17 protein-coding genes are annotated in these 14,862 nt (G+C 51.1%); all 17 read right to left on the reverse strand.

Annotated elements, in window-relative coordinates; translation table 11 throughout:
* Positions 1-200: 200 nt before the first annotated feature.
* Complete coding sequence (gene atpE, locus BLU03_RS06495; protein ID WP_008590466.1) at positions 201-413, reverse strand: F0F1 ATP synthase subunit C; 213 nt, start codon at positions 411-413, stop codon at positions 201-203.
* A 55-nt stretch (positions 414-468) separates the two neighbouring features.
* The gene (gene atpB / locus BLU03_RS06500) at positions 469-1,191 is read right to left on the reverse strand and encodes a F0F1 ATP synthase subunit A (RefSeq protein WP_008590467.1); all 723 of its coding nucleotides are present in this window, start codon (positions 1,189-1,191) and stop codon (positions 469-471) included.
* Between the two features lie 5 nt (positions 1,192-1,196).
* Positions 1,197-1,583 (reverse strand): ATP synthase subunit I, encoded by a 387-nt coding sequence (locus BLU03_RS06505; protein WP_008590468.1) that lies wholly within the window; start codon positions 1,581-1,583, stop codon positions 1,197-1,199.
* Position 1,584: 1 nt separating this feature from the next.
* Positions 1,585-1,803: an AtpZ/AtpI family protein gene (locus BLU03_RS06510; protein ID WP_008590469.1), complete on the reverse strand. Its 219-nt coding sequence runs from the start codon at positions 1,801-1,803 to the stop codon at positions 1,585-1,587.
* Between the two features lie 275 nt (positions 1,804-2,078).
* Complete coding sequence (gene wecB / locus BLU03_RS06515) at positions 2,079-3,227, reverse strand: non-hydrolyzing UDP-N-acetylglucosamine 2-epimerase (protein ID WP_008590471.1); 1,149 nt, start codon at positions 3,225-3,227, stop codon at positions 2,079-2,081.
* 9 nt (positions 3,228-3,236) lie between these two features.
* Positions 3,237-3,869 carry a uracil phosphoribosyltransferase gene (gene upp, locus BLU03_RS06520; RefSeq protein ID WP_008590474.1) on the reverse strand — a complete coding sequence of 211 codons (633 nt, stop codon included), beginning with the start codon at positions 3,867-3,869 and terminating at the stop codon, positions 3,237-3,239.
* 183 nt (positions 3,870-4,052) lie between these two features.
* Positions 4,053-5,309: a serine hydroxymethyltransferase gene (locus BLU03_RS06525; RefSeq protein WP_008590476.1), complete on the reverse strand. Its 1,257-nt coding sequence runs from the start codon at positions 5,307-5,309 to the stop codon at positions 4,053-4,055.
* A 60-nt stretch (positions 5,310-5,369) separates the two neighbouring features.
* Positions 5,370-5,900: a TIGR01440 family protein gene (locus BLU03_RS06530; RefSeq protein ID WP_008590478.1), complete on the reverse strand. Its 531-nt coding sequence runs from the start codon at positions 5,898-5,900 to the stop codon at positions 5,370-5,372.
* A 163-nt stretch (positions 5,901-6,063) separates the two neighbouring features.
* Positions 6,064-6,657, reverse strand: coding sequence for a low molecular weight protein arginine phosphatase (locus tag BLU03_RS06535; RefSeq protein WP_233129701.1), 594 nt, complete (start codon positions 6,655-6,657; stop codon positions 6,064-6,066).
* Positions 6,658-6,706: 49 nt separating this feature from the next.
* Complete coding sequence (locus BLU03_RS06540; RefSeq protein WP_093106523.1) at positions 6,707-7,714, reverse strand: L-threonylcarbamoyladenylate synthase; 1,008 nt, start codon at positions 7,712-7,714, stop codon at positions 6,707-6,709.
* A gap of 289 nt (positions 7,715-8,003) precedes the next feature.
* Positions 8,004-8,861 (reverse strand): peptide chain release factor N(5)-glutamine methyltransferase, encoded by an 858-nt coding sequence (gene prmC, locus BLU03_RS06545; protein WP_245698752.1) that lies wholly within the window; start codon positions 8,859-8,861, stop codon positions 8,004-8,006.
* Positions 8,842-9,912, reverse strand: a complete 1,071-nt coding sequence (gene prfA, locus BLU03_RS06550) for a peptide chain release factor 1 (RefSeq protein WP_076571667.1) — start codon at positions 9,910-9,912, stop codon at positions 8,842-8,844. Before prfA ends, prmC begins: the two co-directional genes overlap by 20 nt.
* Positions 9,913-9,989: 77 nt before the next feature.
* Positions 9,990-10,562, reverse strand: coding sequence for a thymidine kinase (locus BLU03_RS06555; protein ID WP_008590487.1), 573 nt, complete (start codon positions 10,560-10,562; stop codon positions 9,990-9,992).
* Positions 10,563-10,886: 324 nt separating this feature from the next.
* Positions 10,887-11,132, reverse strand: a complete 246-nt coding sequence (locus tag BLU03_RS06560) for a type B 50S ribosomal protein L31 (protein ID WP_008590489.1) — start codon at positions 11,130-11,132, stop codon at positions 10,887-10,889.
* A 148-nt stretch (positions 11,133-11,280) separates the two neighbouring features.
* On the reverse strand, positions 11,281-12,558 hold the full coding sequence (gene rho, locus BLU03_RS06565) for a transcription termination factor Rho (RefSeq protein WP_008590492.1): 1,278 nt from the start codon (positions 12,556-12,558) through the stop codon (positions 11,281-11,283).
* A 258-nt stretch (positions 12,559-12,816) separates the two neighbouring features.
* Positions 12,817-14,103: a UDP-N-acetylglucosamine 1-carboxyvinyltransferase gene (locus tag BLU03_RS06570; RefSeq protein ID WP_093106528.1), complete on the reverse strand. Its 1,287-nt coding sequence runs from the start codon at positions 14,101-14,103 to the stop codon at positions 12,817-12,819.
* Positions 14,104-14,137: 34 nt separating this feature from the next.
* On the reverse strand, positions 14,138-14,785 hold the full coding sequence (gene fsa / locus BLU03_RS06575; RefSeq protein WP_008590497.1) for a fructose-6-phosphate aldolase: 648 nt from the start codon (positions 14,783-14,785) through the stop codon (positions 14,138-14,140).
* Between the last annotated feature and the right edge of the window lie 77 nt (positions 14,786-14,862).

Consider the following 14,862-nt stretch of genomic DNA (forward strand, 5'->3'; position numbering starts at 1 on the left):
CCTTTCTTTCCTCAACATACCTAAACATACATAAGAATAGCGCCGACACCCGGCCCGTTCCCCGATTAACCGTCGGCTTAAAAAGGCGTCAGGTACAAGCGCTAGTGCCAGAAATATATCGTTTCCTACATGTTCTTACCGGGTACCAAACAGATATAAGAAAGGCGAAGATAGACTCCGCCCTGTTCAGATGGACGACATTAGCCGCCGATTACGATAAACGCGATTACAACACCGATGATCGGAACCGCTTCAACCAGAGCCACACCAATGAACATTGTTGTCTGAAGGGCACTGCGAAGCTCCGGCTGACGTGCAATTCCTTCTACCGTACGACTTACGATCAAACCGTTACCAATACCGGCACCAAGTGCTGCCAGTCCTACTGCGATAGCTGCTGCTAAAAGATTCATAATGTAAATCCTCCCCAAATATTTTATTAATGATTATTTGTTTCAAAAAAATATGTTAATGGTCTTCGCTCACTTTGTGAGACATATAAACCATCGTCAACATAACGAAAATGAATGCCTGGATAAAACCGATGAATGTACTGAAACCCATCCAGGCGACCATCGGCACTGACGCTCCAAGGAAACCGAAGAAACCGCTTGATGCCAGTCCCAGAAGCAGGCTGATAAGAATCTCGCCTGCGTAAATGTTCCCGTAAAGACGCAGACCGAGCGTCAAAGTGTTCGAAAATTCTTCAATGATATTGAAGGGCAGGAGGAACGGCAACGGACGTACATAATCCTTTGCGTACTCTTTGGATCCCTTCAGTTTGATCCCGTAGTAGTGGGTAAGCACCACTACCATGACAGCTAATGTCATCGTTATCAGAGGATCTGCAGTCGGTGACTTCCACCATAACGTGTGTCCGACAGTTCCGGTAACGATAACCCCCAGCATGTTTGAGACAAATATGTAGAGGAATAACGTTAAACCAAGCGGCAGAAACATCTTTCCTGTTCGCCAGTCCATGTTGGTACCGATGATATTCTTTATAAAATCGACGGTCCACTCAATCACATTCTGCATGCCTTTCGGGTGTCGCTGCAGATTCCTTGTTGCTGCAACGCACACAATAAAGACTATGAGAGACGCGACAAACATCATGAGGACGTTCGACAGGTTAAAAGTTAACCATGGTATGCCAAACGCTTCATTCCACATTGGTGCTTCGTGATCCAATCTCTTCACCTCTCTTCCATCTTACTATCCTTGCTAGAATTAATGAAGGCATCTATAAAAATGACAACCGTAGCTGTCATCAGGCCCGATACTACGCCAATTAAATGGAAGTATTCTTCGAATTGAAGGGCGACAACGACGGCGAGCGCTCCGCTCGCAAGTCTCGTGAACGTGCCGATCCCCTTCATCGACTTATTGGCGGCTACTGTTTCCCCGAGCTGCTTCATCTTGCGCTGCATCAACCACAGATTGTAGAAGCTGAGTACGGTGCCGAGAAGTGTCCCGAGGAAAAATGCTTTCCATGGAGTAAGTCCATAGGCGAGAACCAATAGTGCGAGAAGGTAGAACATCCATTTACGTTGACGGGTCGCCATAACATCAAAGTCTTTCAAGTTAATCGTCCCCCGTGTACTTCCTTACTAAATGAATCGTTCCGTATGTACCTGCTGAAAGACCGGTCAGGAGACCGAGAATCAGAAACAGCGGGTCACTCCCGAACTGTCCGTCCACCCATTTGCCGGCATAGATACCGACGAGGATGCCTCCTGCCAGCTGTGATGATATGGCGCTGACAAGACCGATTGTCCGGAACGAACCGTTCGATTTTCCCATACACCGTCTCACCCGTTCCCTTTGTGTGCAAGCTTTTCTTTGCATGAAAACCTTATCATTCCACACTATGTAAGATTACATTAGCACTGTTGTAGTGTCAATAATTTGTGGAATAAAAGTGTAAACAATAAACCCGGTTTTTTTCACATTTCTGCCACATTTCAGCAAGGAAATTTAAAAGGGTGTGCAAACGTTTGTTCCATAAGGGGTCATCCCTCCTGCAACAGGGGGGATCAGAGATAAACACCCGAACCTGTCCCGGGGTCAGACGGCTTTCATTCGATTTCGAACGGGGCCGGTTTTCTGTCGGTCTTTCCGAAGAAATACCGGAGTCCTTCCGCGATACGGGCAGACGCCTGGCCATCCCCGTACGGATTGGAGGCTCCTGACATTTTTGCATAGGCCTCCGGGTCCGAAAGTAACTCATCGGCCAGTCTGAATATGTTTTCCTCGTCCGTCCCGGCCAGTTTTATCGTGCCCGCATCTATCCCCTCCGGACGTTCCGTAGTATCACGGAGGACCAGTACAGGGACGCCGAGAGAAGGGGCTTCCTCCTGCACGCCGCCGGAATCGGTAAGGATAAGATGGGCCCGGGAGGCGAAATTATGAAAATCAATGACGTCGAGCGGAGAGATCAACTTGACCCTCTCCCAGCCTCCGAGAATATCTTCTGCGGTTTCCTGTACTTCCGGATTCAGGTGAACCGGGTATACGACTACCACGTCCTTATGAGTCTCAACGATCCGCTTCACAGCCCTGAACATTCTTTTCATATTCATACCGAGATTCTCGCGCCGGTGGGCAGTCATAAGTACGAGGCGACGTCCTTCCAGCGAATCGAACACTTTACTGGAATACGCCTCATCCACCGTCGTTTTAAGGGAATCAATCGCCGTGTTTCCGGTGACGAAAATCTGATCTTCCCTTTTGTTTTCAAGAAGCAGATTGTCCCTTGCCTGATTGGTGGGGGCAAAGTGGAGATCGGCGAGCACCCCGGTCAGCTGACGGTTCATCTCCTCGGGAAAAGGGGTCTTTTTATCCCAAGTCCGGAGTCCCGCCTCCACGTGTGCCACCGGAATCTGATTGTAAAATCCGGTAAGGGAGGCGACGAACGTCGTCGTCGTATCTCCGTGGACAAGTATGATATCCGGAGCTGCCTCCTTCATCACTTCATCCAGCCCCTCCATCGCACCGGTGGTAACGTGGGCAAGCGTCTGTTTCTTTTTCATGACGTTCAAATCGTAGTCGGGTCTGATATCGAAGATCGACAGTACCTGGTCGAGCATTTCCCGGTGCTGGGCCGTGACGGCCACTGACGTTTCGAAATCATTGCTCCGCTTTTTCAATTCAAGAACGAGAGGAGCCATTTTAATAGCCTCCGGTCTCGTTCCGAACACTGTCAGCACTTTAATCGGACGTGACATAGCCACTTCCTACTTCGTTCCGTACAGACGGTCGCCTGCGTCCCCGAGACCGGGTACGATGTATCCTTTTTCATCAAGCTTCTCATCGAGAGCCGCTAAATAGATATCCACGTCAGGGTGGGCTTCCTGCATCAGCCTCACGCCTTCCGGAGCTGCCACGAGACACATGAGACGGATCTGTTTCGCCCCGCGTTTTTTCAGGGAGTGAATAGCTTCGATTGCCGAACCGCCGGTAGCAAGCATCGGGTCGAGAACGATGAGTTCGCGTTCGCTGATATCACTCGGCATTTTCACGTAGTACTCTACCGGTTTCAACGTTTCCGGATCACGATAAAGTCCCACGTGGCCGATTTTAGCTGCCGGAATCATATTTACCATCCCGTCGACCATGCCGAGACCGGCACGCAGAATAGGTACCAGACCGACTTTCTTTCCGGACAGGACTTTCGCTTTTGCATCATCGACGACCGGAGTCTGGATATCCACTTCCTCGACCGGAAGATCCCGGGTAATTTCAAACGCCATCAGTGTAGCCACTTCGTCCACAAGCTCCCGGAAATCTTTCGTTCCCGTCTCTTTTTTCCTTATGTACGTCAGTTTATGCTGGATCAGCGGATGGTCCAGTACGTAAACGTTACTCATCGAAGCACTCTCCTTCGTTAATTTTATTCATATCTGTCTTATTGTACTGAATAATAAGCTGTTTTGCAACGAGGGACAAAAGGTTTAAAAATTCGTAATTAAACCGTGTCTAAGTGCTTACAGAACTTACGATTTTCCACACAAAAAGCCGCTCTCAGGCGAGCGACTTTTCGTTCATTCGTATTATTCATCCGCACTTTCCAGGGAGGGGTAAAGCGGGAAGCGGGACGTAAGCGCACGTACACGTTCCTTCGCTTCTTTCAGTTTCCCGGGCTCTTCATGGTGATCGAGGGTGAATGCGATCAGATCCCCGATCTCCTTCATCTCTTCCTCTTTGAAACCGCGCGTCGTTACGGCTGCCGTACCGACACGGATACCGCTTGTCACGAACGGGCTCTCCGGATCGAATGGAATCGTATTCTTGTTCGTAGTGATACCTACTTCGTCCAGCGCCTTTTCGGCCACTTTTCCTGTCAGGCCTTTATTGCGCAGGTCAAGAAGAAGGAGATGATTCTCCGTACCGCCGGAGACGAGACGGATATCATTCTGCTGCAGTGCTTCTCCGAGTTTCTTCGCATTACTGATGATCTGGCTCGAGTAGTCCTTGAAGGAACTGTCGAGAATTTCTTTGAATGCGACGGCTTTCGCAGCGATGATGTGCATCAGCGGGCCGCCCTGCATGCCAGGGAATACGTTTTTGTCGAGTTTCTTCGCGAATTCCTCCTTGCAGAGGATCATCCCTCCACGTGGACCGCGAAGAGTTTTATGCGTAGTCGTCGTTACAAAGTGAGCATGCGGAACGGGATCGGAATGATGCCCGGTTGCCACAAGTCCGGCTACGTGTGCCATGTCCACGAGCAGGTACGCGCCTACTTCGTCCGCGATTTCACGGAAACGGGCGAAGTCGATGTCGCGGGGATAGGCACTTGCTCCTGCAACGATAAGTTTCGGCTGAACTTCTTTCGCCCTTTCGAGAACGGCGTCATAATCGATCAGTTCCGATTCCTTATCCACCCCGTACTCTTCGAAGTTGTAGAGGGAGCCGCTGAAGTTCACCGGGCTGCCATGCGTCAGGTGACCGCCGTGGTTCAGATTCATTCCGAGCACGGTATCCCCGGGATTCAAAACGGTGAAATAAACTGCCATGTTCGCCTGGGAACCGGAGTGGGACTGGACGTTCGCGTGTTCTGCGTTAAAAATCTCTTTCGCCCGGTCCCGGGCCAGGTTTTCCGCTTCATCGACGAATTCGCAGCCGCCGTAGTAGCGTTTACCCGGGTATCCTTCGGCATATTTGTTCGTCATTACAGAGCCCATCGCTTCCATAACCGCTTCGGAAGTGAAGTTTTCGGATGCAATCAGTTCGATATTATAGTCCTGACGGTGGTGTTCCTTCTGGATAGATGCAAACAGTTCCGGGTCTTGCGATTTCAGTTGTTTCATCGATTCGTATTCCCCTTTCGTCTTTCCCTCGTTATTTTCTCTTCCTGGCTATGCCTCGTTTCATTCGTACTCCGCACGCGGTCCGCCTATCATAGGCGGTCTCGTTCTGGCAGCCCGGGCCCTCGCTTCTCCTACTGAGGTCTGATCGAGGCGGAGCGGTACGGCGACATGTTTCAAATGCATGCCGATCATCGTTTCACCGATATCCACACCGGCTTCCGCTTCCATACTCTCAACCAGGACAGGGTCCTCCATCTCGCGGTAAGCATGCGCCGCCATCGCCCCTCCTGCTTTCGGTACCGGTACAGCAGCGACGATACGGCCCCCGCAGCGCTCAGCCGTCTGCCTTTCAACGACGAGAGCGCGGTTCAGATGCTCACAGCACTGAAAGGCAAGCGACATTCCGGTTCTTTCCCTGAAACGTAAAAATTCCGTGTACAGGTCCCGGGCGACTTCCCCGCTGCCGGACGTGCCTATTTTACGGCCGTGGACTTCGCTTGTGGAACATCCGACCACGAGCGTGCCTCCGGTCATATATCCGGTGTCCGAGAGCTGCTGCAGGAGGGCGGTTATATCCTGTTGTATATTCATAAAGCTGTCCCTCCCTCTCCACGCGAAAGTGTATTGTTCCTTCTTCAAAAAAAGAGAAGCATGCGCTTCCCTATAAAACTTTCCTTTATTGTATTACTAATTTCTGTTTTCGGCAATGTTCGGGTTTTGGCATCATGCCGCCTGAACGGCTCTCTCCGGAACTTTATTTATCGCCGGTCTTATCAATAAGCAAGTCGATATACTTCTCCAGTTCGCGGTAGGTTTCCCTGTACATTTCCACATCCGCTCCGAACGGATCCGACACGTTCACATCCGGAAAAGAATCTTCCAGTTCCTCGATTTCTTCGAGCTCTTCACGACATGCTTCCTGCCATTTTTCACTTACATCTTCTGTTTCTTCCTGCCGAAGCTGATTTCTTTTCTCTTCCACCCGACTGTACAGTGATTTCAGACGGTCCCATTTCTCTTCGGGCACGAGAACGTATTCCTTCAGGGTGAACAGTTTATCTTCATACCCCTGATACTGCATGGCGATCGTCTGTTTGTGACCCTCCGTCATCGTAAGAACGAGATCCGCCCAGGAAAGGAGCTCCGGCGATACAGGCTGGGAAATGCCATCGGTACTTACTCCTTCTTCTTCCATCACCTGCATGGCTCCCCGGGACACAGGGGAACCGTGGCCGGCGAACATTCCGGCGGAACGGACGTCGTGTCCTGAGGTTTTATTTTTCAGAATGGCCTCAGCCATCGGACTTCTGCACGTATTACCTGTACAAACAAACAAGATATTCATCATATTTCTCCTCCCGTTCCTCGTAAATTCCGGCTGCGCGGTTACGGCTTCCTCACACGACAGTGTGGTCCGCCGCTTTCCGTAGACGGTTCATGACTGCCGTGCCCATCCCCGCTTCTTTGAACGTTTCACATAAAATAAGGTCGATCTCCGTATCGGAAAAAGAGCGGAGCGCGCTGTACAGCCCTCCGGCCACTTCTCCCATGTCCTCCCGGGAGCCGCACTCCACGAGTGGCTCATGATCCAGTTTCCGTGCCAGTTCCCGGCTTGCGATGACACCTATCTTTTTCTCTTCCTCTTTGTAATACTTCAGGGCAGTGACGAACCTCCCGTCATCCCCTTCCACGAGCCACAGCGGTACATCCGGCGCATAGTGACGATACTTCATGCCTGGAGATTTCGGCCGGTCCCCGGCTCCTTCCAGAGCAGGATCCACCTGCACCTCACCGAATACTCGCTCCAGATCTTCTTTCGTTATTCCGCCTGGACGTAAAATCACAGGGACCTCCGAAGTACAGTCCACAACTGTCGACTCCACCCCGACTCCCGTCGGACCACCATCGACAATGCCCGTGATTTTGCCGTTCAAATCTTCATACACGTGCCCTGCCGTCGTAGGAGAAGGCTTCCCTGAACTGTTGGCGCTCGGAGCAGCTATAGGCACTCCTGCTTTCGACAGCAGTTCCAGTGCGACCGGGTGATCCGGCATACGCACCCCTATCGTATCAAGGTTCGACGTGACGTTCGGTGCCGCCTCATGATTCGAGGGAACAATGACAGTAAGCGGACCCGGCCAGAACGCATCCATGCACTTCTCGGCCGTCTCCGACCAGGAAGAAGCGATTGCACTCAGCTGGCTGCGCTCACCGATGTGGACGATGAGCGGGTTGTCCGCAGGACGGCCTTTGGCTTTGAATATTTTACTTACCGCTTCTTCACTCGTAGCATCCGCCCCGAGGCCGTACACCGTTTCCGTCGGAAAGGCTACCGTTTCTTTCTGGCGCAGAGCCTCTACCGCTCCGCTCAATCCTTCCTCCATCGTCCATATCTTCGTACGCATTTTTTAATCCCCTTTATTCCGGTTTTCTCTACTATCCATTATGGACAAAGCTGAAGATACAGGCAAGCATGAGCACGCCGGGTGGTATAGCGTTCATCCACAGCTTTTTCCACAATAAACGAAGTTATACACAACTATAAATCAAATAATAATAACGTTATCAACTTTTTATACACACTATCCACAAATAACACCGGAGGTTTATCCACTTATCCACAGAATACAATCCGGAGGAAATGCCTTCCGTAAAAAAAAGCCCCTGTCCGAAAAGGGACAGAGGCTCAGGGAACTAGTGACAGGCGGTGACGAAGCGATCTTTTCCGTTCAGGTCTTTATGAACATGTAAACGGTACCCGGGCAGCGCTTCTCCGAGAAGCCGGGCTACCGCCTCCCCTTGAGTATGTCCGATTTCGAAAGCTGCCAGCCGCGGTTTTTGGAGGCGTTCCTTCAGCTCCCGGCACATCGCTGCGTATGCCGCCAGACCGTCTTCTTCCGCAAACAGGGCGAGTTCCGGATCGTAATCCCTGACCGTCGTATCCAGTTCTTCTTTTTCTCTCCAGGAGATATAAGGCGGATTGGAAACGAGAATATCCACATGTTCTCCTTCAAGCGGAGTAAGAAAACTCCCTTCAAAGAAGCGGACCTCTGCCCGGAGACGCTCCGAATTCTGACGGGCGATTTCGAGCGCGGCGGGCGAGATATCGGTTGCGGACACTTCCGCTTCCGTTTCCAGAGCAAGCGTAACGGCGAGCACACCGCTCCCCGTGCCGATATCAGCGATCCGCTCACCCGTCCCTGCACAGGATCTGACAAGATCCATCAGCTCCTCCGTTTCCTGACGCGGAATGAGAACGTCAGGGGTGACCGTGAAGTGCCGGCCATAAAAGTGGGCTTCCCCGGTGATATGCTGGTACGGTTTACCGGTCAGAGCGTGGGTTCTGACTGCTTCCATGAAGGAGTGCTGCTCTTCTGAGGAGAGTGGGCGGTCGCCTTCAAGATGAAGAGCCGGACCTTCGAGCTCCGTATAAAACTCGAGCAGGAGTTCCCCTACTCTCTCCTCTCGTCCGTACTCCCGTAAAAAAGAAGAAGCCCGGTGAAGAGCTTCTCTGATCGTCATCGTATCCATATTATTGCCCGATCTCTTCAAGCTTCTTCGCCTGTTCTTCCATGAGCAGCGGTTCGATGATCTGATCGAGGTTCCCCTGAAGCACCTGGTCGAGCTTCTGCAGCGTGAGACCGATGCGGTGGTCGGTGACACGCGTCTGCGGGAAGTTGTACGTACGGATCCGTTCAGAACGGTCTCCTGTACCGACAGCCGATTTACGGCTTTCATCATACTCTTCCTGTGCTTCCCGCTCGTACTTGTCGTAAATACGGGCCCGCAGAATCTGCATCGCTTTTTCCTTGTTCTTAATCTGGGACTTTCCGTCCTGACAGGAGGCTATGATACCCGTCGGTTCGTGGGTAAGACGTACGGCGGACATCGTCGTGTTGACACTCTGACCGCCCGGACCGCTTGATGCGAACGTGTCCACGCGTATATCTTTTTCGTGGATATCCACTTCGACATCTTCCGCTTCCGGCAGACAGACGACGGTCGCGGTCGACGTATGAATGCGGCCTCCGGATTCGGTTTCCGGCACACGCTGTACGCGGTGTGCTCCGCTTTCATACTTGAAGCGGGAGAACGCTCCTTCTCCCTTGATCATAAACGTAATTTCTTTGTAGCCTCCGACTTCACTCGCCGTGGAATCGATGACTTCCGTTTTCCACCCTTTTCCTTCTGCGTAGCGTGTATACATACGGTACAAATCACCCGCGAACAGAGCAGCTTCATCACCGCCGGCTGCTCCACGTACTTCAAGAATAACGTTTTTGCTGTCGTTCGGGTCTTTCGGCAGCATAAGAACGCGCAGTTCTTCCTCGAGTTCTTCTTTGCGGGAAGTGAGTTCGCTCAACTCTTCTTTCGCCATCTCTTTCATTTCCTCATCCGTTTCGTCTTCAAGCATCTCTTTCGTTTCGTCTATCTGTGAAGTCACACTTTTGTATTCCTGATAGAAGCGGACCGTGTCCGAAAGATCGGACTGCTCCTTCGAGTACTCACGCAGCTTCTTCGTATCGCTGATGACTTCCGGGTCACTCAGCAGCTCGTTCAGTTTATCGTATCGATCTTCCAATGTCTGTAACCGTTCGATCATTTTCTTCACCTCTACTTTTCTCTACCGATTGTCATTATATTATAGGGAGACCCCGGATACAACCGCGCCCCCGTCCTTTACAGTGGGGGATTCCCGTGACATTTACGACAGACCGGGTAGTACGCATCATTTCCGCCGATCTGGATCTGTTCTCCGGAGTAGACCGGCTTTCCGGCTTCATTCACCCGCAGGTTCATCACCGCTTTCTTCTCACAGAACCAGCAGATCGTTTTCATTTCTTCGATTTTATCTGCATACAAAAGGAAATACTTACTTCCGTCAAACAGCTCGTTCTGAAAATCGTTTTTGAGACCGAATCCCATGACCGGGATGTTCAGCCGGTCCACTATTTTCGTAAGCTGCAGTACGTGTTCTTTATCCAGGAACTGGGCCTCATCGACGAGGACACAGTACGGCTGTTCCTCTTCCTGCTTCACCGTTTCGTACAGATCGGTTTCTTCGAAAATCGGATAAGCTTTCCGGCGCAGACCGATCCGCGAAGAAACGTATCCGATTTCATCCCGGTCGTCGAGCCCCGGTGTGAATATGAGCACCGGTTTATTCTGCTCTTCGTAGTTATGGGCGACTTTTATGATTTCGATTGATTTTCCGCTGTTCATTGCCCCGTATTTAAAATACAGTTGTGCCATGTGCAGACTCCCCTTTTTTCTAAGCGCTTCTCCCATTATACACAAAAATAACGGTCGTGCAGATGTCCCCGTTTCTCTCAAAAATTTTTTCCTTCCCTTCAGCACGGTCCGGTGCGACCTGAAGGTAACGATTCTCCCCGAATCGTTACAATGGGTACTGAAAAATGGAGCCGAAGGTCACGATTTCTGCCTAATCCTTCCCTTCGGCTCCGTTTTTTTAAGCTCAAAGGCACGAAAAACACCTTCACCGGTCCTCCGCCAATAAAAAAACAGGCATATGCCGGAAGCGACATCTGCCTGTTCTCTGTAAACTTCCCAAAACGATCAGGAAAGGTTGTATTTTTTCTTGAAACGGTCTACACGGCCACCAGCTTTGTCCGCTTTCTGTTTACCTGTGTAGAACGGATGAGATGCAGAGCTGATCTCTACACGGATCAACGGGTACGAGTTACCGTCTTCCCATTCGATCGTCTCATCGGAAGTCTGAGTAGATCCTGTAAGAATCTTGTAATCAGAGCTTGTGTCTAGGAATACAACTTTCTGGTATTCTGGATGAATGTCTTTTTTCATTACTCTTCCACTCCTTTTTGCCCTGAGCCCTTTTTCAGCACAGAGTTATTGTAAGAGCCGTTTCGGGTGTAATCTGTCCCTTGACTGAAACTCACATAGAGTGATTATAGCAGGTCGCTGTCTGTAATGCAACCTGTGATTGCAGGCTTTACTTTTTAGATGTCTGATTCATCTCCTTATCCATCACGTCGAAGAATTCACGGTTGTCTTTCGATTTCTTCATGCGGCGCAGGAAGCGTTCGTAGAAATCGTGGGAGCTCGTCATCGCCTGACGGATCGCCCACATTTTCTCCAGCTGTTCTTTCGAAAGAAGCAGTTCCTCTTTTCGCGTGCCGGACCGTTTCAGATCGATCGACGGGAAGATCCTTCGCTCCGCCAGATTGCGGTCGAGATGAAGTTCCATATTACCGGTGCCCTTGAATTCTTCATAAATGACGTCGTCCATCTTCGAACCGGTATCCACCAGAGCCGTAGCAAGAATGGTGAGACTGCCGCCTTCTTCGATGTTACGCGCGGCTCCGAAGAACCTTTTCGGACGGTGGAAAGAAGCAGGATCGATACCACCTGAAAGCGTGCGCCCGCTCGGCGGAATCACCAGGTTGTAAGCTCTGGCAAGACGAGTGATACTGTCCATCAGTACAATCACGTCCCGTTTATGTTCCACGAGACGCATCGACCGCTCGAGGACCAGTTCCGAAACTTTGATATGGTTCTCCGGCACTTCATCGAACGTGGAGGAGACTACATCCACATCCGGAGCTACCGAACGTTCGATATCCGTCACTTCTTCCGGACGCTCGTCGACGAGAAGAATGATCAGTTTCGAGTCGGGATGGTTTTTGGCTATACTGTTCGCCATCTGCTTCAGAAGCATCGTTTTCCCGGCTTTCGGCGGAGCGACGATAAGCCCGCGCTGGCCGTACCCGACAGGAGCCATTACATCCATGATCCTCGTTGCCAGCTGATTTTGCGCCACTTCGAGATTCATGTGACGATCCGGATAGAGCGGGGTCAACGCCGGAAAGTGTACCCGCTGCTTGGCGGAGTCCGGGTCTTCCCCGTTCACTGCGTCCACGTGCAGCAGGCCGTAGTACCGTTCGTTCTCCTTCGGCGGACGGACTTTACCGGAGACTTTGTCCCCGTTCCTTAAATCGAATCTTCTTATCTGGGAAGCCGAAATATAGATGTCCTCCGCACTCGGGGAGTAGTTGATCGGCCGCAGGAAACCGAAACCTTCCGAAGGGATGATTTCGAGAATGCCGTCCATGAATAGATAGCCGTCCTTTTCGGCCTGTGCTTTCAGGATGGCAAATATAAGTTCACGCTTTGTCAGTTTGGAGTAATAGGACACTTTGTATTCACGTGCCTTGTCATAGAGTTCTTTCAATTTCAATGTTTCCAAGCTGGAAATGTTCAATTCCGCCACAAAATCACCACTTTAATTAATTTTTGAATCCGTACAATGTCTCGACAGCTTATGAATGTTGAAGAAATATAGAGAAGGTGCTGGAGTGATTGTTCTGAAGCTTACCGAGGCAGGTGTCTTTAAAACACATTCAGTTTACATCTTATCACATCTTCACTTCAATAGGAGGTTTGACGCACTTCCTAAAAAAATCGGGGTAGAAAAATGCTTTTCATAATAAAAAACTCAAAAGGGTAAGCGTACCCCTCTTGAGTTTCGTCAGTACTTCTGGAACTGCTCCTGCTTCGTTTCGCTGATTTCTTCGTACCACATATTGGCACCTATACTGTTCAGTTTCTCCACCATATTTTCGTAACCGCGCTCGATGTGTTCGACGCCGCGAATCTCTGTCACCCCGTCAGCCATCAGGCCGGCGATAACGAGCGCCGCTCCGGCACGAAGAACGGAAGCCCGGACCCGGGCCCCCTGAAGAGGGACCGGACCTTCCACAATTGCATACCCTTCATACTCTTTCACTTTGGCGTTCATCCGTCTCAATTCATCGATATGTTTGAACCGGGATGGGTAAATAGTATCAGTTACCACCGCACTGCCTTCGGCTTTCGTCAGAAGTGAAGTAAACGGCTGCTGCAGGTCGGTCGGGAAGCCGGGATATACGAACGTTTTCACATCCACACTCTTATATGTTTCAGGCGGACGTATGTACAGTTGATCATCCTTCTCTTCAATCGTCACCCCCGTCTCCCTCAGTTTGGCCAGCAGGGAGTCGAGGTGCTGGGGGATGACGTTATCAAGGATGACCCCGTTCCCCTGAGCCGATGCGAGAATCGCGTACGTCCCTGCTTCAATGCGGTCCGGAATGATCGTGTGCCGGCAGCCGGAAAGATGTTCGACACCTTCGATACGGATCACGTCGGTCCCCGCCCCTTTGATATTCGCTCCCATGCTGGACAGAAGGGTGGCGACGTCAATGATCTCAGGTTCTTTCGCCGCATTTTCGATGAGCGTCTTCCCTTCGGCCCTTACGGCTGCAAGCATAATATTGATTGTGGCACCGACGCTGGCCATATCCAGGTAAATCCGTGCGCCCTTCAGTTTCTCGGCCCGGATACAGATGGAGCCCTGTTCATTCGTGACTTCCGCTCCAAGTGCTTCGAAACCTTTAATGTGCTGATCGATCGGACGGGGACCCAGATGGCAGCCTCCGGGCATCCCGAGTACGGCTTTGTTGAAACGTCCGAGCATTGCTCCCATGAAATAATAGGAAGCCCGCAATTTCTTCACCCGGCCATTCGGAAGTGCGAGAGGAGCCATTCCGGAAGGGTCGATGTGAATGGTTCTTCCCTCTTCGGTCACTTCCCCGCCTATCTCCCGGAGCAGTCCGCTCAGCGTCTCAAGGTCCGAAATATCCGGCAGGCCTTCGATGGTCACCGGTGATTCAGCCAGGATGGCTGCCGGAAGCAGAGCTACGGCACTGTTCTTCGCTCCGCTGACACGAAGGGTCCCCTCCAGAGGCCTGCCGCCTTCTATCATTAGTTTATGCATATCGGACTCCTCACTTTACATATTCCTGTGCAACTTATTTATTTTGAGCACTGTTCCAGTCGTTCAGAAATTTCTCGATCCCCTGATCGGTGAGCGGATGTTTCACGAGCTGGTGAAGGACTTTGAAAGGAATCGTCGAAATATGCGCCCCGTTCAAAGCTGCTTCGTGGACGTGCATCGGGTGGCGAACGGAAGCTGCGATAATCTCCGTGTCGATGGCGTGACGGTCAAAAACTTCAGCAATCTGCGCAATCAGATCCATACCATTGTGTCCGATATCATCCAGACGACCGAGGAATGGGGACACGTAGGAAGCACCGGCCCGCGCTGCAAGAAGCGCCTGATTCACAGAGAAAACGAGAGTGACGTTCGTTTTTACGTTCAGGTCTGAAAGTTGCTTCACCGCTTTCAGTCCCTCCATCGTCATCGGAACTTTCACCGTAATGTTCGGGGCGATTGCAGCCAGTTCCTTGGCTTCTTTCATCATACCGTCCACGTCCTCAGAAACGACTTCCGCACTGACAGACCCGTCCACCTCCGAAGTGATTTCACGGAGACGATCGTGGAAGGAAACGCCTTCTTTCGCTACCAGGGAAGGGTTGGTGGTCACACCCGAAAGCAGCCCGAGGGCATTCGCTTCCCTTATTTCGTCTATGTTTGCAGTATCAATGAAAAATTTCATAACTGATTTCCCCCTTATAAGTGTGATTGCGTTTTCAAAATATGGAACACTCTTTTGTTCCACCTGCCAAACCGGCG

The organism is Salimicrobium album (assembly GCF_900107115.1).
GTDB lineage: Bacteria > Bacillota > Bacilli > Bacillales > Halobacillaceae > Salimicrobium > Salimicrobium album.

Bases quoted from the DNA above. Each gene is read 5' to 3' on its own strand.
- atpE (WP_008590466.1), bottom strand. From the start codon at position 413: ATGAATCTTTTAGCAGCAGCTATCGCAGTAGGACTGGCAGCACTTGGT.
- BLU03_RS06510 (WP_008590469.1), bottom strand. From the start codon at position 1,803: ATGGGAAAATCGAACGGTTCGTTCCGGACAATCGGTCTTGTCAGCGCC.
- wecB (WP_008590471.1), bottom strand. From the start codon at position 3,227: ATGTCACGTCCGATTAAAGTGCTGACAGTGTTCGGAACGAGACCGGAG.
- upp (WP_008590474.1), bottom strand. From the start codon at position 3,869: ATGAGTAACGTTTACGTACTGGACCATCCGCTGATCCAGCATAAACTG.
- BLU03_RS06525 (WP_008590476.1), bottom strand. From the start codon at position 5,309: ATGAAACAACTGAAATCGCAAGACCCGGAACTGTTTGCATCTATCCAG.
- BLU03_RS06530 (WP_008590478.1), bottom strand. From the start codon at position 5,900: ATGAATATACAACAGGATATAACCGCCCTCCTGCAGCAGCTCTCGGAC.
- BLU03_RS06535 (WP_233129701.1), bottom strand. From the start codon at position 6,657: ATGATGAATATCTTGTTTGTTTGTACAGGTAATACGTGCAGAAGTCCG.
- BLU03_RS06540 (WP_093106523.1), bottom strand. From the start codon at position 7,714: ATGCGTACGAAGATATGGACGATGGAGGAAGGATTGAGCGGAGCGGTA.
- prfA (WP_076571667.1), bottom strand. From the start codon at position 9,912: ATGATCGAACGGTTACAGACATTGGAAGATCGATACGATAAACTGAAC.
- BLU03_RS06555 (WP_008590487.1), bottom strand. From the start codon at position 10,562: ATGGCACAACTGTATTTTAAATACGGGGCAATGAACAGCGGAAAATCA.
- BLU03_RS06560 (WP_008590489.1), bottom strand. From the start codon at position 11,132: ATGAAAAAAGACATTCATCCAGAATACCAGAAAGTTGTATTCCTAGAC.
- BLU03_RS06570 (WP_093106528.1), bottom strand. From the start codon at position 14,103: ATGCATAAACTAATGATAGAAGGCGGCAGGCCTCTGGAGGGGACCCTT.
- fsa (WP_008590497.1), bottom strand. From the start codon at position 14,785: ATGAAATTTTTCATTGATACTGCAAACATAGACGAAATAAGGGAAGCG.